Here is a 16,077-nt window from a genome sequence, read left to right as displayed (position 1 = left end):
TGCGCCCCCTGCACCCCCGGTTCGGGGCTCCGCCCCGGACCCCGTATCGCGCCTGAACGGCGCTCGTCCTCAAACGCCGGACGGGCTGAAGTGCCTCGATGCGGGCCCGTATCGATCAGCCGGACGGGTTGGAGGTGCCTCCACCGGCCCCTATCGATCAGCCGGGCGGACTGGAGATGCCTCCACCGGCCCGTACCGGTCAGCCGGACGGGCTGAAGATGCCCATGCGGGCCAGCACCGAGACCCTTAGGGGCGCGGGGAACTGCGCGAGAAGCGGGCACGGCCCGCGGACGGAAGCGGGTTTGGGGGCGCGGGGAACTGCGCGACAAGCCGCGCACGGTCTGCGGACGGAAGCGGGTTTGGGGGCGCGGGGAACTGCGCGACAAGCCACGCACGGTCTGCGGACGGAAACGGGGTCAGGGGCGCGGGGAACTGCGCAACCAGCCACGCACGATCCGCACCCGAACAAGCGGGGCCCGGGGCGCAACCCCGGAAGCCCACCCACCCCATTCCACTTCCTCCATCCCACCCCCGGAGGGTTTAGGGAAGGGGCGGGGAGGGGTCCAGAACCGGGACCCGGGCCGGAGCCCCAGCGCACCCGGCCGAGCCCCACCAGACCCGCACCGGGCCGCAGGCCGCCCCACCACCGCAACCCCGGTCCGCAGCCCGCACCCGCACCGCCCCCCGGGCAGCCCGCACCTCGGACCGCAGCCCGCACCCGCGCCCCCCGGGTAGCCCGCACCCCGGACCGCGGCCCGCACCCCCACCCCCCCCGGGGGGCCCCGCCCCCAACCCATGCCCGGAACGGGTGACTTGTCGGCCAGCATCCCCCGCGCGCCCCACCCACAGTGCGTGGATGGGCACGTGAACCCCCGCCTTCTCCTCGCCGCGCTTCTCGCCGCCACCGCGACCCTCCTCGCCGGGCCCGCTCCCGCCACCGCCCACACGGGATTCCACGAGTACGTGGCCCTCGGCGACTCCTGGTCCGCCGATGTCACCGTGCTCGGCATCGACCACACCTACGCCCCCTCCGGCTGTGCCCAGAGTTCCTGGAACTACCCCAAGCAGGTCGCCGCCCGGCTCGGCGTGAAGACCTTCCGGGACGCGACGTGCGGCGGCGCCACCACCGCCGAGATGACCGCGCCGCAGAACGTCGGCCACCTGCCGCTGCTGGCGCAGGGCGTGAACCCGGCCCAGTTCGACCGGCTCACCGCCTCCACCGACCTCGTCACCGTCGGCATCGGCGGCAACGACATCGGCCTGGCCACCGCCGTCATCGGCTGCGTCAACCCGCTGCCCGCCCCTCTCGGCGCCCCGTGCCGGGCCCGGTTCGCCGGGGCCGACGGGCGGGACCTGATGTCGCGGCGGATCGCCGACACCAAGGCCCGGATCGCGGGCGTGCTGGACGGCATCCACCAGCGCTCGCCCAAGGCCACCGTGCTGGTCGTCGACTACCTCGCCGGTGTCGCCGACGGGCGCGGCTGCTACCCGAGGGTGCCGATCCTCGACGAGGACCTCGGCTGGCTCGGCGCCCGTCTCAAGGAGCTGAACGGCATGCTCGCCTCCGCCGCGGACGAGGGCGGGGCCACGCTCGTCGACACGTACACGGGAAGCGTCGGGCACGACGTCTGCCAGCCCGAGGGCAAGCGGTGGGTCGAGGGCCTGGTGCCGCTGTCCTCCAACCCGCCGGGGCCCGCCATCCCCTTCCACCCCAACCGCCTGGGCGCCGATCACCAGGCGGCGACCGTGCTCGCCGCGTTGGGTGGCTGAGGAGGCACCAGCGTGGTGCGTCCGACGCGTACGGGCGCACGAAAAGGCCCCCCGCTTGCGCGAGGGGCCTTTTCCGTCTGTGCGCCGCCAGGGACTCGAACCCCGGACCCGCTGATTAAGAGTCAGCTGCTCTAACCAACTGAGCTAGCGGCGCGTGCTGACAGAGAAAATACTACCTGGTCCCGCGGGGTGCTTCCGACCACCCGGACCTCCACGTGGGGGGCCTCCCGGCGGCCACCTGGACCGGGGCGCGCCGGAGGCGTCAGATGGCCAGCGAGAGCACCACGGGAGCGGCCCGGCGGTTGAGGGTGTCGGCCGCGGCGCGCAGGCGGTGGGCGTGTTCGATCGGCATCGACAGGGCCAGGCACCCCACGGCCGAGCCCGCGGTGAGCGGGACCGCCGCGCAGACCGTGCCGACCGCGTACTCCTGGAGGTCGAGGACGGGCACGGTGGCCGGCTGGCTGTCGAGCTTGGAGAACAGGACCTTCTCGCTGGTGATCGTGCGCGAGGTGAGCCGGGCGATCTTGTGCCGGGACAGGTGGTCGCGGCGGCCGTTCTGGTCGAGCTGGGTGAGCAGGCACTTGCCGACCGCGCTCGCGTGCGCCGCCGACTTGAAGTCGACCCACTCGTTGACCTTCGGGGCGCGCGGCCCGTCCGCGTACTGGGTGATCTTCACCTCGCCGTCGATGTAGCGGCTGATGTAGACCGCCGCGCCGACGGAGTCGCGCAGCGACATGAGGGTGTCCTGGAGCTTGGCCTCCAGGGCCTGCTGACGGACGGCCCCCGAGCCGAGCAGGACCATCGAGTCGCCGATCACATAGGCGCCGTCGGCCACCTGCTCGACATAGCCCTCGCGCCGCAGCATCAGGAGCATGGAGGACAGATGGGCGGTGGGCAGACCCGTCTCGCGGCCGATCTGGACGTCGGTCACGCCCCCGCCGTGCCGGGAGATCGCCTCAAGGACGCGCAGGACGTACTGCACCGAGTGGAACGGCGCGGTCGGCTCTGGCTTCAGCGCCACGGTTTCCCCCTACTGTCCGGCGGATCCTGTCTGGACTCTGTCTGGACAGGCCCTAGCAGGTCGAACTGCGAAGGTGGCAGGTCTGCCGTTCCACGATAGCCGCCAAGACCCCTTCCTGGTGCGGGTGTTGACAAGATTGGTGGCGCGTTCCAGCGCTCTACGCTGGGACGCGCCACCGTGGCATATGCCAGAGTCATGGTCGGGGGCGCACGGTTGCCCGGACCGTGAGGTCAGCGCCGTGCACGGCGCGTGGTCAGACGATCGCGCCGAGGAACTCCCGCGTCCGCTCGTGCTCCGGCTCGCCGAAGATCTTCTCGGGCGGCCCGGACTCGATGACCTTGCCCGCGTCGAACATCATCACCTCGTCCGAGATGTCCCGCGCGAAACTCATCTCGTGGGTGACGCAGAGCATCGTGATGTCGGTGGTCCGGGCGATGTCGCGCAGCAGGTCCAGGACGCCCGCGACCAGCTCCGGGTCGAGCGCGGAGGTCACCTCGTCCAGGAGCAGCACCTCGGGCCGCATGGCGAGCGCCCGCGCGATCGCGACGCGCTGCTGCTGGCCGCCGGACAGCTGCGAGGGCTTGGCGTCGCGCTTCTCGCCCAGGCCCACCAGGTCGAGCAGCTCGCGCGCCCGCTCCTCGGCTTCGTCGGCACTCAGGCCGAGCACCCGTACCGGGGCCTCGGTGATGTTGCGCAGGACGCTCATGTTGGGGAACAGGTTGAACTGCTGGAAGACCATGCCGATCTTCTTGCGGGCCTCTCTGCGCTCCTTCTCGCCGGCCGGGTACAGCCGGGTCCCGTTGACCTGGATGATTCCGGAGTCCGGGGTCTCCAGGGTCATGAGCAGCCGCAGGATCGTGGTCTTGCCGGAGCCCGACGGGCCGATCAGGGTGACGTGCTTGCCCTTGCGGGCGGTGAAGCACAGGTCGTCGAGGACGGTGTTGTCGCCGAAGCGTTTGGTGACGTTCTCGAAGCGGATCAGCTCGGTGCCGCTCCGCTTCTGCGCGTTCTTCACGGTGCTCTCGATCTGGGTGTCAGCGGACAAGGCGGCGCTCCAGGGCTCGTACGAACAGCGAAGCCGGATAGGCGATGAGGATGAAGGCGACGCCGACGACGGTCAGCGGCTCGGTGTACTGGAAGGTGCTCGCCCCGGCCAGACGGGACTGCTGGAGCATCTCCAGGACACTGATCCCGGCGAGCAGCGGGGTGTCCTTCAGCATGGAGATGACGTAGTTGCCGAGCGCCGGCGCGATGCGGCGGACGGCCTGCGGCAGGATCACCGCGAACCAGGTGCGGTGCGCGGGCAGGCTCAGCGCGGTGGCCGCCTCCCACTGGCCCTTGGGCACGGCGTCGATGCCGGCCCGGTAGACCTGCGCGGTGTACGTCGAGTAGTGCAGGCCGATGGCGAGGATGCCGGTGGTCAGCGCGGAGAACTTCACGCCCCACTCCGGCAGCACGAAGAACAGGAAGAACAGCTGCACCAGTAGGGGGGTGGTGCGGATGAACTCCGTGATCAGGTTGACCGGCCAGCGTACGAAGCGGGTCGGGGCCCGGAAGGCCAGCGCCCACACCAGGCCGAGGGAGAAGGAGATGAGGGAGCCGAGCGCGAGGATCTCCAGCGTGGTGACCACGCCGTCCCAGAAGCGCGGCATGAAGTCCCACACGGCGGACCAGTCCCAGGTCATCGGAGGTCACCTCGCGCTGCTGTCGTGCCGCCGACCGGGGCGGGCCTGCGTGGCTTGGCGGGAGTACGGGTCCTGCCGCCCGGGTCCGTCATGGCGATCCCGAGGTTCGCCTTGGTGCGGCGCTCAAGTGCCTTCATTCCCCGGGTGATCGCGAAGGCGAGGACGAAGTAGATGACGAGGGTGACGGAGTAGATCTGCGCGCTGTCCTGGGTCGCGAGCCGCACCAGGTACGCCGCGAAGGACACGTCGCCGACGCCGAGCAACGAGACGAGGGCCGTCCCCTTCAGCAGCTCGACCAGCAGGTTGCAGAACGGCGGGATCATCTCCGGCACCGCCTGCGGCAGGAGGACGAGCCGCATCCGCTGCCAGGGCGTGAGGCTGAGCGCGATGCCCGCCTCGCGCTGCGCGGGCGGCACCGAGTTCAGCGCGCCGCGCACGATCTCCGCGCCGTACGCGCCGTAGGAGAGGCCGAGGGCGAGCACCGCGGCCCACATCGGGACCAGCTGCCAGCCCGCGAGCGGCGGCAGCACGAAGAACAGCCAGAACATCAGGACCAGGGCCGAGGTCCCGCGGAAGACCTCCGTGTACGCGGCCGCCAGGAAGCGCACCAGGCGCGAGCGGTGAGTGCGGGCCAGGCCGATCCCGAAGGCGACGAAGGCGGCCAACGCGGCGCTGTACACGGTGAGTTGGATGGTGATCCAGATGCCCGGGAGCACCCAGTGCTGCCACAGTCCCGCCGTCATCGGCACAGCTCCTTGGCGGTCAGGGTGGTCATCTCGGCCTGGGTGAAGCCGAACGGCTTCAGGATCCGGAAGAGTTCGCCGCTCTGCTTCATGCGGTGGATCTCGGTGTTGAAGGCGTCGCGCAGGGCGCCGTCGGTGGGCCGGAAGGCGAAACCGCCGCCGTCGATCTTCTTCTTGCCGTCGACGACCGCCGCGAACGCCTGGGTGGCCTCGGCCTTTGCGCTCTTCTTGGCGACCTCCCGCACGGTGAGCGCGGTGCCCGCGAAGACGTCCACCCGGCCGGACTCCACCGCGTTCAGGCCCGCCACCTGGTCCTGGAGGATGACGATGTCCTTCTCGGGGTAGCCGGCCGCGGTGGCGTAGCCGATCTCGGCGTAGCCGGTGCCGGTCGCGAACCTGGCCTTGGTGCGGACCACGTCCTCGTAGGTGTGCAGGTTCTTCGGGTTGCCCTTGCGGACGATGAAGGCGTCCAGCATCTGGTACTCGGGGTCCGCGAACAACACCTGTGCGCAGCGGTCCTTGTTGATGTACATCCCGGCCGAAACGACGTCGAACTGCTGGGAGTTGAGGCCGGGGATCAGCGAGGAGAAGTCGGTCGCCACGGGCTGGACATGGCCGATGCCGAGCCGCTTGAAGATGACCTTGGCGAGTTCCGGTGCCTCGCCGGTGAACTCGCCCTGGTCGTTCACATACCCGTACGGAACTTCGCCGGCGATACCGAGGCGCACCGCGCCCTGCGACTTGAGGCGGGCGAGGGCGTCGCCCTGGGGGACGCGGGAGCAGGCGGCCGCGCCGGTGAGGGCGACGGCGGCGGTGCCGGCGAGCAGGGTGCGCCTGGGTATGGAGGGTCTGGGGCGTGAGATAGCTCTGGCCATGGCGGCGCGGCTACCCGAGTTCAAGCGGCCCATGCCTCCTATTTTTCCGGGTGCCGCCCGCGCCCGCTCGCCGGACTCAGCTGCTCGGGTGTCCCGTGAGGGCCGCCGCCGCCCGGAGCACGGTCCGCTCTCCGTACCTGGCGGCGATCAGCTGGAGGCCCACGGGGAGGCCGTCCGTGTCCGCGCCGACCGGGACCGTCGCGGCGGGCTGCTGGGTCAGATTGAACGGATAGGTGAACGGCGTCCATCCCGTCCACCGATGGGGCCCCGAGCCCCGGGGGGCGGCCCGGCCGGCCGCGAACGCGGTGATCGGCAGCGTCGGGGTGGCGAGGAGGTCGTAGCGCTGGTGGAAGAGGGCCATCCGGCGGCCCAGCTCGATACGGGCCTCCTGCGCGGCGAGCAGGTCGAGGGCGGAGAGCCGGGCGCCCCGGGCCGCGATCGAACGCAGCCCCGGGTCGAGCAACCCCCGCTTCTCCGCGCCCAGTTGATGGACGATACGGGCCGCTCCCGCGTTCCACAGCGCGTTGAAGGCCTCGATCGGGTCCGCGAAGTCGGGGTCGGCCTCCTCCACGTAGGCGCCGAGGTCCGCGAGCCGGGTCACCGCCGTCCGCACGGCGGCCGCCACCTCCGGGTGCACCGCGACCTGGCCGCCGAAGGAGGGGGAGTAGGCGATGCGCAGGCCCTTCACGCCCGCCGCCGCGTCCTGCGCGAGGGCCTCGGCGTAGGAGTGGGCGGGGAGCAGCGGTTCCAGGGCGGTGGGGTCCCGCGGGTCGGCGCCGCCGATGACGTCGAGGAGGAGTGCCGCGTCCGCCGCGTCGCGGGCGAGCGGGCCGACGTGGGAGAGCGTGCCGAAGGGGCTCGCGGGGTGCAGGGGGACCCGGCCGTAGGTGGGCTTGAGGCCGAACACCCCACAGAACGACGCCGGTATCCGGACCGAGCCCCCGCCGTCGGTGCCGACCGAGAGCGGCCCCGCCCCGGCCGCCACCGCCGCGGCGCTGCCGCCGCTGGAGCCGCCCGAGGTGCGGGCCGGGTCGTGCGGGTTGCGGGTGATGCCGGTGCGCGGCGAGTCGGTCACGCCCTGCCAGCCGAACTCGGGCGTCGTCGTCTTGCCGATCAGCACCGCGCCGTGCTCGCGAAGCCGGGCCACGGCCGGGGAGTCGGTGCTCCAACTGCCGTCCTCATCAAGGGTGTTGGATCCCTTGAGGGTCGGCCCGCCTGCCTGGAGGAGGGTGTCCTTGACGGACACCGGCACGCCGTCGAGCAGCCCCTTCGGCTCTCCCGCGTGCCAGCGCTCGGTGGCGGCGCGGGCCTGGGCCAGGGCCGGCTCGGTGTCGACGCGTACGAACGCGTTCAGGCGTGGCTGCACCTCCTCGATCCGGGCCAGGACGGCCCGGGTCGCGTCGAGGGGTGAGAAGGTGCCGGCCCGGTAGCCGGACAGGAGTTGACGTGCCGTCAGGTCGGTGAGTGCGCTCGGCTCGGTCATGAGGGGTGTCGTACCCATCCGGGTGGCCCGACACGTGGGCGGGGGCGCCGGGAATAAAACGGAGAGACCCTCCTGTTAGCAGTGTCCGTAGCGACGTGAAGATTCGACGAGCTGGAGGCGTGGACCGGTGGACGTGGATGCGATTCGAGGGACGGCGGCCGGGACCGCACCCGTGCCCCTGTCGGTGCTCGACCTGGTGACCGTGGGCAACGGCTACAACGCGAACCGTGCCCTGCGCACCAGCGTGGAGATCGCGCGGCTCGCCGAGCGGCGCGGCTTCCACCGGCACTGGGTGGCCGAGCACCACTCGATGCCGGGCGTCGCCTCGTCCGCGCCGGCCGTGATCCTCGCCCACCTCGCCGCCCACACCTCGCGCATCCGGCTGGGCTCGGGCGGCGTGATGCTGCCCAACCACGCGCCGCTGGTGATCGCCGAGCAGTTCGGCACGCTGGAGGCGATGGCGCCGGGCCGCATCGACCTCGGGCTCGGCCGTGCGCCCGGCACGGACGGGGCGACGGCGGCGGCGCTGCGGCGCACGGACCGGCTCGCCGAAGGAGCCGAGGACTTTCCGCAGCAGCTGGCCGAGCTGACCCGGTTCCTCGACGACGACTTCCCCGACGGGCACCCCTACGCCCGCATCCACGCGGTGCCGGGGCCCGTGCAGGGCCCCTCCGGCCGGCCCCCGATCTGGCTGCTCGGCTCGTCCGGTTTCAGCGCGCGCCTGGCCGGCGTGCTCGGACTGCCCTTCGCCTTCGCGCACCACTTCTCGGCGGCGAACACCGTGCCGGCGCTCGACCTCTACCGGGATTCCTTCCGGCCCTCCGCGGTCCTGGACGCGCCCTACGCCGTGATCGGCGTCTCGGCGCTGGCCGCGGACGACGAGCGCGAAGCGCGGCGCCAGACGCTGACCAACGCGCTCTCGATGGTCCGGTTGCGCACCGGGCGGCCCGGGCTCGTGCCGACGCCGGAGGAGGCGGAGGCGTACGAATTCAGCCCGCTGGAGCGGGAGTTCGTGGACAGCTGGCTGTCCAACGTGATCTCCGGTACGGCGGACGAGGTGCGGGCGGGCCTCGACGACCTCCAGAAGCGCACGGGGGCGGACGAACTGATGCTGACGGCCAACGCCCACAGCCCGGAGGCCCGCCTCCACTCCTACGCCCTGCTCGCCGACGCGTACGGCTTGCCCGAGCTCTAGCCCTGCTCGCCGACGCGTACGCCCTGCCCGAGCTCTAGGCCTGCTCGCCGACGCGTACGCCTTGCCCGAGCTCTAGCCCTTCCGGCCCGGGCCCAGCCTGCTGGTCTGCGAGACCGGAGCTGCCCGCTTGCGCCCGGGCCCAGCCCGCCGGCCGACGGGGCGGGGCTGCTTCCGCGTGCGGTGTGGTCGGTGCGGCTCGTCGTGGGCCGTTCGCGCAGTTCCCCGCGCCCTTGGCGGGGCTGCGGTGGGGCTCGGTATGGGGAGTGGTACAGCGGTCCCTGGGGGCGGGGGTGGCCGGTTCTCTTCGGGGGGTTGAGGGGGCAAAGGGGGTCAACTCGGGGGCTGACTAGGGGATTCGCGGCCAGATTGGTCTAGTCCTCAATTTGGTTCAGACCATTGACGTGGCCGGGACAGGGTCGCTATCAATTCCTCACCCACCCGTACCGCACCCCGTGCTCCACCCCCCCCGGAGGCCGTCTTGCAACGCCGCAGACCCCTTGTCGCAGCCCTGAGCACCGCCGTGCTCGCCGCCGGCGCCCTGGCCGCCTTCGCGGGCCTCGGCACCGCATCCGCCGCGACCACCGCGCAGACCGCCGCCGCCCCTTCGACCGGCGGCGTGAAGATCGCGTACTACGACCAGTGGAGCGTGTACGGGAACGCCTTCTACCCCAAGCACCTCGACACCCGGGGCATCGCGGGCAAACTGGACGTCCTCAACTACTCATTCGGCAACATCGACCCCACCAACCTCACCTGTTTCGAGGCGAACAAGGCGGCGGGCGACGACAACAACCCCAACGCCGGTGACGGCGCGGGCGATTCGTTCGCCGACTACCAGAAGTCGTTCGGTGCCGCCGACAGCGTGAGCGGCGTCGCCGACACCTGGAACCAGCCGATCGTGGGCGTCTTCAACCAGTTCAAGGAACTGAAGGCGAAGTACCCCAAGCTGAAGATCAACATCTCGATCGGCGGCTGGACCTACTCCAAGTACTTCCACGACGCGGCCCTCACCGACGCCAGCCGCAAGAAGTTCGTGTCGTCCTGCATCGACCAGTACATCGCCGGCAACCTCCCGGTCGACGGCGGCTACGGCGGCGCGGGCGCGGCGGCCGGGATCTTCGACGGCGTCGACATCGACTGGGAGTACCCGGGCTCGCCCGACGGCCACCTCGGCAACCACTACGGCGCCGAGGACAAGGCCAACTACACCGCCCTGCTGGCCGAGTTCCGCAAGCAGCTGGACGCGTACGGCAGCGCGCACGGCGGCAAGCACTACCTCCTGACGGCCGCGCTCCCGGCCGGCCAGGACAAGATCAAGAACATCGAGACGGACAAGATCGGCGCGTACCTCGACTACGCGAACATCATGACGTACGACATGCACGGCGCCTGGAACGCGACCGGCCCCGCCTACCACCAGTCGCCGCTGGTCTCGCCCCCCAATGACCCGACCGACGTGATCAAGCCCGGCACCCAGAAGTACTCGATCTCCAACGCGATCGACTCCTGGATCGACGGCAACGCGGCCTACGGCATCGCGGGCGGCTTCCCCGCCAACAAGATCACGCTCGGGTACGAGTTCTACTACCGCGGCTGGAAGGGCGTCCCGGCGACCAACAACGGCCTCGCCCAGACCGCGACCGGCCCCTCCAACGCCCGGCCCACCAGCCAGGTCGCGGGCACCGCGCTCTACAAGGAGCTCGGCGGCATCGTCGACAACCCGGCGACCACCTTCTGGGACGCGGACGCGAAGGCCTCGTACTTCTACAAGGACGGCGAGTTCTTCACCGGCCTCGACAAGCAGTCCATCCAGGCCCGCGCCGACTACGCCCACCAGCGCGGTCTGGCCGGCGCGATGATGTACAGCCTGCTCGGCCTCGACGACAAGACCACCCTGCTCAACGAGATCGTGGACGCGGTCGGCTCCTCGCCCTCCTCGACCCCGGACCCGACGCCGACGGCCACCAACTCCCCGTCACCGACGCCCACGTCGACCAACAGCCCGTCGCCGACGCCCGGCGGCTGCACCGCCACGGCATGGGACAAGGCCGGGACGTACGTCGGCGGTACGACGGTCTCGTACGGCGGCCACAACTGGAAGGCCAAGTGGTGGACGCAGGGCGAGCAGCCCGGCACCACCGGCGACTGGGGCGTCTGGCAGGACCTCGGCGCCTGCTGACCCGGCCTCCCCGCAGACGCGGCCGCCCCGCTCCCCACCCTGTGGAGGCGCGGGGCGGCCGTCATCGTGCTGCCCGTCAGACCTGCTGCGGGCTGCGCGTGATCATCTTGGCGATGCGGTCCGGGGCGACCGCCCGCGAGTACAGCCAGCCCTGACCGGTGTCGCAGCCGATCCGGGCGAGCCGGTCGGCCTGTTCGGCGCTCTCCACGCACTCGGCGGTGACGGTGAGCCCGAGCCGGTGGGCGAGCTGGACCAGCGCCTCGACGATGGTCTCGTCGGCCGGGTTGGGGTGCGCGCCGCCCTCGTCGTACTGGAAGCCGCGCACGAAGGAACCGTCCAGTTTGAGGACGGATACGGGCAGCCGGCTGAGATACGCGAGGTTGGAGTAGCCCGTGCCGAAGTCGTCGATCGCGATGTGCACGCCCATGTCGGACAGCGCCTGAAGGGCCTGGAGCGGACGGCCCGCCGAGCCCATCACTGCGGACTCGGTCAGCTCCAACTGGAGCAGATGCGGGGCGAGTTGGGTCTCCGCGAGGATCTCCGCCACGTCCGCCACCAGATCGGAGTCCCACACCTGGCGCACGGCGACGTTGACGCTCACGAACACCGGCGGCACATCGGGGTGTTCGACCTGCCAGCGCCTCGCCTGCCGGCACGCGGTGCGCAGCACCCACCGGCCGAGCTGCACCACGGAGCCGTCCTCCTCCGCGATCCCGATGAACCGATTCGGCGGAAGCGTCCCGAATTGCGGGTGATTCCAGCGGACCAGCGCCTCGACTCCGTGCACCACCCCGTCCGCCATGCCCACCAGCGGCTGGTACTCCAGCGTGAACTCGCCGCGCTCCACGGCCGGGCGGAGCGTGGAGGACAGCGCCTGCCGGGTCATGCGGTGGGCGTTGCGCTCGGGGTCGAAGAGCGTCCAGCGCGCCTTGCCGTCGGCCTTCGCCCAGTACAGCGTGGTGTCGGCGGCCTGCATCAGACCGGTCGCGGTGGTGCCGGCGCTGGCCCGCTCCACCACCCCGATCGAGGCCGACACCGAAAGGCGCTGGCCCGCGAGGTCGAACGGCCGCTGGAGCGCGTGCAGTACGGAACGGGCGAGCTCGGCCAGTTGCTCCGTACCCGTGGAGTCCTCGACCAGGACGGCGAACTCGTCACCGCCGAGCCGCGCCACCAGGTGGCCGCCGCTGCGCGCGTACCCGGCCTGGTCGGCGCATTCGGCGAGCCGGCCCGCGACCGCGCTCAGCAGCCGGTCGCCGACCCGGTGGCCGAGCGTGTCGTTGACCGCCTTGAACCCGTCGAGGTCGAGGTAGCAGATCCCGATCCGGCCGGTGCCGTGGTCGTCGTACGCGGAGGCTTCGAGCGCGGAGGTGAGCCGCTCGAAGAAGAGCGTGCGGTTGGGCAGGCGGGTCACCGGGTCGTGCATCTGGAGGTGGCGCAGCCGGGCCTGGAGTTCGCGCCGGTCGCTGATGTCCGCGATGGAGAGCAGCACGCTGGAGCCGTCCGGCACGGGCGCCACGGTGACCTCGGCCCACAGGGACTGGCCGTCGGGGTGCTTGAGGCGGCGGGTGCAGCGGAACCGGCCGCGGGCGCCGCGCAGCACTTCGCGGTAGGCGTGCCAGCCGCGGTTGTCGGCGGCGAGGTCGACGAGATCGGCGGCGTCCTGGTCGTGCAGGGAGGCCGGGTCGGTGCCCAGGAGTTCGGCGAGCGCGTCGTTGGCGACGACGACCACGCCCTCGCGGTCGACGATCGCCATCGCGAGGTGGGCGGCGTTGAACGCGGCCCGGTAGTCGCGCAGTTCGGAGGCGGTGCGCCCGACGGCGTACCGCGCGCTCTGCTCGGCCCGCAGTCCGTCGAGGAGTTCGGCGGCCCGGGCGGCGAGCGAGCCGACCCGCCGGTGCGCGGGGGAGTCCGCCGGGGGGCCGTGCTGTTGCCGGGGGTCTTGGGCTTCCTGGGCGCCCCGGGGCTCTCGGGGGTGCTCGGGCAGGGCGTGTCCGGCGCGTTCCGCTGGGCGTTCCGCCAGAGCGCCCGGGATGCGGTCCGCATGACGCTCTGTGACGGGCGGCCGGATGGTCCCGGGTGCTTGACCCGGTCCTTCGGAGGTTCCGCTCACCGCTGGCTCCCGCAGTGCATTGAAGTTGTGCAGAGGTAGTACGGAGTGGATCGAGGTCTTCGGCCGGGGTGGGCGAGACCTCGGGAGGCCGCGTCCACGCAGGAAAGTGTGCCGATCATAGAGGCTGGCGCACGGCGCGATCCAGCTTCGTCCTGGTGATCAAGAGCACCCGGAGTCCTGTGTCGATCGTTGACCGATCGTTTCTGCGCGGGTCTGGCCGGGCTCGGGCCCTCGGTGATCGGTCGTGACTTTGGGTGAGTCATCGGGGTGTCGGCCCTCTCACCCTTCCGGGGCAGCAAAACAGGGCGTATCTGTCAAAACCTGCACAAAGTGGGCGGGATGTTCCGCATCCCGCTCCCGGAGGTCGACGTGCAGCGTCAGCAGACACCCGGGGGAGTGGAGCGTGTCCGGCTGCGCGGAGCCGTGGCGGCGCTCACCTCCCTCACGGCGCTCGCCGCCATCTCGCTGGTGTCGGGGCCCGCCGTCGCGGTGAACTCCGCCATGCCGTGCGCCCTGCCCCGGACCGACGCCCACCACTCGCTCGGGGTCGACACGTGGAACCCGGCCTATCCGCGCCCGGTCCGCACCCTGAGCGCGGTCATGGTCTTCCTGTCGTTCCCGGACTCGAAGCCGGCCACCACCCCCGACGACCTGGCCGCCGACTACTTCCCCGCCACCAGCCGCTTCTTCGAGCAGGCCTCGTACGGCAAGTTCCATCTGAACGCCGAGCCGCAGCGGCAGTGGGTGCGGATGCCGGCCGCGTCGACCTCGTACCGCATACAGCGCGACTGGGACCCGGCGCAGCGCACCCGCTATCTGATGGACGCGATCAAGGCGGCCGATCCGACCACCGACTTCTCGAAGTACGACATCGTCTATCTGGTCGCCGACCCGGACGCGCCCGGGGTCGACTCGGACGCCACGAAGGTCGTGAACTTCGACCGGCCGGTGCGCGCGGACGGCCGGGAGATCAACCGGGTCGTGACCGTCTTCGAGCACCACCCGCCGGACCGCAATGTGCTGGCCCACGAGACCGGCCACGTCTTCGACCTGCCCGACCTCTACCACCGGCCGCAGGACGGCAAGAACGGCGACTGGGACACCTATGTCGGCGACTGGGACGTGATGGGCAGTCAGTTCGGCACCGCGCCCGACCTGTTCGGCTGGCAGAAGTGGAAGCTGGGCTGGCTGGACCGGCGGGAGGTCACCTGTGTGACGGGCGACGGCACGAGCCGGTTCACGCTGGAACCCCTGTCCGCGTCCCCCGCGCAGGCGGGCCTCGCGGGCAAGCGCCTCGCGGTGGTACGGACCGGCGAGGACCGGGCGATCGCGATCGAGGTGCGGGACTCGGGCGGCCTGGACCGGGCCAGCTGCGACCAGGGTCTGCTCGTCTACCGGGTCCGCAGCGGGTCGGGCTCGGGCGGCGGCCCGGTCGAGGTGCTCGACGCGCACCCGGACACCGAGGCGTGCTGGGAGAGGTCGGTCTACCCGGCGCTCGCGGACGCGCCCGTCGCGCTCGGCGAGACGTTCACCGTGCCCGGCGAGGGCATCCGGATCGAGGCGGAGGCCCGGACGAAGTCGGGCGCCTGGACGGTCAAGATCTCGCACTGAGGCCAGGCCTGCCGGCGCACGAAGAAGCCCCCCGCTTGCGCGAGGGGCTTCTTCCGTCTGTGCGCCGCCAGGGACTCGAACCCCGGACCCGCTGATTAAGAGTCAGCTGCTCTAACCAACTGAGCTAGCGGCGCCTGCTGACGTCGTAGACATTAGCATCCTGATCGGCGCGAGGAAAAATCGATATACGGGGAGCGTCCGTGGGCTCGTTCCTGGCGGCCCGGACGCAGGCCCACAGCGCCACGTCGGGGCCCGGCAGCCAGGGCCGACGGGTGTCGGGCGCCACCAGCCAGCGGGCCGCGCCGGTGTTCTCCCGGTCCGGGCGGACCAGCGCCGGGACGGTGACGGCGTCGCCGGGGCCGTGGCACAGGAGCGGCGGGACCGTGACGTCCGAGCCGTGCCACTCCTCCCACTCCAGGAGCGAGGGCAGACGCTGTGCGGTGCCGGGAGCGGCGAACAGGAGCATCCGCCCGCGGTGGACCGCGACCGGCCCGGAGCCGGGCCCCGCGGCCCACAGGTGGTCGAGCATGCGGCGCCCGAACATCGAGGGGACGTTCACGACGTCGAAGACCGTGCCGCAGGGCAGTACGCCGGGGGCGGTCGGGCGGCCCTCCCAGAGGGCGAGGGTGCTGCGCGGATGAGTGGCCGCGGACGAGAGCCAGGCGGCGCCGGCCGCGGTCACCTCGCCGACCTGGTGGCCGCCCTCGTCGCGCAGCAGCCGGAAGATGTCCAGCTCGTCCGTGCCCTGGGGCGCCGCCCCGCGGCGGCCGACCGCCGTGAGCGGGCCGCCGCCCGTCGCCGTCCCGTGAACGCCGCTTCCCCTGCCGTTGTCGCTGCTCATGCTCTACGTCTACCGGGTGGCCACGTCCGCCCTCGGCGGCTTGGCGGAAACCGGGACAGGGCGGGGCGGGAGGGCGTATCTTGCGCTCCGGCATATGCCCCGGGCCCGTGGTCGCAGCGGATCCGACCAGCTCTAGGGGGTCTCGCCGCCGCGCAGCAGATCGCGGCCGAACTCGATCATCTTCTTCGCGTAGTCCTCGGTCCACTGGGCCCGCTCCGCCACGTCGGCGGGGGTCAGCCGGTCGAAGCGGCGGGGGTCGGCGAGCTGGGCCGCGGCGATCGCCTGGAACTCGACCGCCCGGTCGGCCGCGGCCCGGAAGGCCAGGGCCAGCTCGGTGGAGCGGCTCAGGAGCGCCCGGGGGTCCTCCATGGACTCCAGGTCGAAGAAGTGCTCCGGGTCGGCGATGGCCTCGGACGGCTCGAAGAGCAGCGGCGCCGGCCTCAGCCGCTGCCGCTCCTCTTTCCGCTCGTGCTCCGGCATGTCTGTCCTCCCACGGGCAGCTCGACGTTCGGGCTCCGGGGCGCCCGGGCCACCGTCCATTGTCCCGCCCCCGCGCAAGGGGGC

The 16,077-nt window shown here is 71.7% G+C and carries 13 protein-coding genes and 2 tRNA genes; 4 read left to right on the top strand and 11 right to left on the bottom strand.

Annotated elements, in window-relative coordinates:
• The first annotated feature begins 864 nt into the window (after nucleotides 1-864).
• Complete coding sequence (locus tag ACFYNP_RS10060; protein WP_388417231.1) at nucleotides 865-1,770, top strand: SGNH/GDSL hydrolase family protein; 906 nt, start codon at nucleotides 865-867, stop codon at nucleotides 1,768-1,770.
• Nucleotides 1,771-1,850: 80 nt separating this feature from the next.
• Here ACFYNP_RS10060 and ACFYNP_RS10055 read toward each other — a convergent pair.
• The 7 genes from ACFYNP_RS10055 to ACFYNP_RS10025 all read right to left on the bottom strand — a co-directional run bounded on the left by ACFYNP_RS10055 (nucleotide 1,851) and on the right by ACFYNP_RS10025 (nucleotide 7,577).
• A tRNA-Lys gene (locus ACFYNP_RS10055) sits at nucleotides 1,851-1,924 on the bottom strand.
• Between the two features lie 108 nt (nucleotides 1,925-2,032).
• Entirely contained in the window at nucleotides 2,033-2,791 is a 759-nt protein-coding gene (locus ACFYNP_RS10050; protein WP_388417234.1) for an IclR family transcriptional regulator, read from the bottom strand.
• A 253-nt stretch (nucleotides 2,792-3,044) separates the two neighbouring features.
• Complete coding sequence (locus ACFYNP_RS10045; protein ID WP_388417237.1) at nucleotides 3,045-3,836, bottom strand: amino acid ABC transporter ATP-binding protein; 792 nt, start codon at nucleotides 3,834-3,836, stop codon at nucleotides 3,045-3,047.
• Nucleotides 3,826-4,476, bottom strand: a complete 651-nt coding sequence (ehuD, locus tag ACFYNP_RS10040) for an ectoine/hydroxyectoine ABC transporter permease subunit EhuD (RefSeq protein WP_388784253.1) — start codon at nucleotides 4,474-4,476, stop codon at nucleotides 3,826-3,828. The genes ACFYNP_RS10045 and ehuD overlap by 11 nt, the downstream gene beginning before the upstream one ends.
• Entirely contained in the window at nucleotides 4,473-5,219 is a 747-nt protein-coding gene (gene ehuC, locus ACFYNP_RS10035) for an ectoine/hydroxyectoine ABC transporter permease subunit EhuC (RefSeq protein ID WP_388784250.1), read from the bottom strand. Before ehuC ends, ehuD begins: the two co-directional genes overlap by 4 nt.
• Complete coding sequence (gene ehuB / locus ACFYNP_RS10030; RefSeq protein ID WP_100578514.1) at nucleotides 5,216-6,094, bottom strand: ectoine/hydroxyectoine ABC transporter substrate-binding protein EhuB; 879 nt, start codon at nucleotides 6,092-6,094, stop codon at nucleotides 5,216-5,218. The genes ehuC and ehuB overlap by 4 nt, the downstream gene beginning before the upstream one ends.
• 76 nt (nucleotides 6,095-6,170) lie before the next feature.
• On the bottom strand, nucleotides 6,171-7,577 hold the full coding sequence (locus ACFYNP_RS10025) for an amidase (RefSeq protein WP_388784247.1): 1,407 nt from the start codon (nucleotides 7,575-7,577) through the stop codon (nucleotides 6,171-6,173).
• A gap of 127 nt (nucleotides 7,578-7,704) precedes the next feature.
• Here ACFYNP_RS10025 and ACFYNP_RS10020 point away from each other — a divergent pair, with 127 nt between their 5' ends.
• Nucleotides 7,705-8,772 (top strand): LLM class flavin-dependent oxidoreductase, encoded by a 1,068-nt coding sequence (locus ACFYNP_RS10020; protein ID WP_388784244.1) that lies wholly within the window; start codon nucleotides 7,705-7,707, stop codon nucleotides 8,770-8,772.
• Nucleotides 8,773-9,250: 478 nt separating this feature from the next.
• Complete coding sequence (locus tag ACFYNP_RS10015; protein ID WP_388417253.1) at nucleotides 9,251-10,951, top strand: glycosyl hydrolase family 18 protein; 1,701 nt, start codon at nucleotides 9,251-9,253, stop codon at nucleotides 10,949-10,951.
• A 76-nt stretch (nucleotides 10,952-11,027) separates the two neighbouring features.
• On the opposite strand, the gene ACFYNP_RS10010 is transcribed toward ACFYNP_RS10015, so the two are convergent.
• Nucleotides 11,028-13,061 (bottom strand): putative bifunctional diguanylate cyclase/phosphodiesterase, encoded by a 2,034-nt coding sequence (locus tag ACFYNP_RS10010; protein WP_388784241.1) that lies wholly within the window; start codon nucleotides 13,059-13,061, stop codon nucleotides 11,028-11,030.
• Between the two features lie 339 nt (nucleotides 13,062-13,400).
• Here ACFYNP_RS10010 and ACFYNP_RS10005 point away from each other — a divergent pair, with 339 nt between their 5' ends.
• Entirely contained in the window at nucleotides 13,401-14,672 is a 1,272-nt protein-coding gene (locus ACFYNP_RS10005) for a M6 family metalloprotease domain-containing protein (RefSeq protein WP_388417260.1), read from the top strand.
• Nucleotides 14,673-14,732: 60 nt separating this feature from the next.
• On the opposite strand, the gene ACFYNP_RS10000 is transcribed toward ACFYNP_RS10005, so the two are convergent.
• From ACFYNP_RS10000 to ACFYNP_RS09990, 3 genes are all read right to left on the bottom strand, one after another.
• Nucleotides 14,733-14,806: transfer RNA gene (locus ACFYNP_RS10000), tRNA-Lys, on the bottom strand.
• Nucleotides 14,797-15,513: a bifunctional DNA primase/polymerase gene (locus ACFYNP_RS09995; RefSeq protein WP_388784238.1), complete on the bottom strand. Its 717-nt coding sequence runs from the start codon at nucleotides 15,511-15,513 to the stop codon at nucleotides 14,797-14,799. The genes ACFYNP_RS10000 and ACFYNP_RS09995 overlap by 10 nt, the downstream gene beginning before the upstream one ends.
• Before the next feature lie 132 nt (nucleotides 15,514-15,645).
• A complete protein-coding gene (locus ACFYNP_RS09990) occupies nucleotides 15,646-15,993 on the bottom strand; it encodes a hypothetical protein (RefSeq protein WP_388417266.1) in 348 nt (115 codons plus the stop codon).
• Nucleotides 15,994-16,077: the final 84 nt, after the last annotated feature.

This window comes from Streptomyces sp. NPDC006691 (assembly GCF_042869955.1).
GTDB lineage: Bacteria > Actinomycetota > Actinomycetes > Streptomycetales > Streptomycetaceae > Streptomyces.
Note: the sequence above shows the minus strand (reverse complement) of the source record. Positions and strands in the feature narration are given on the sequence as shown.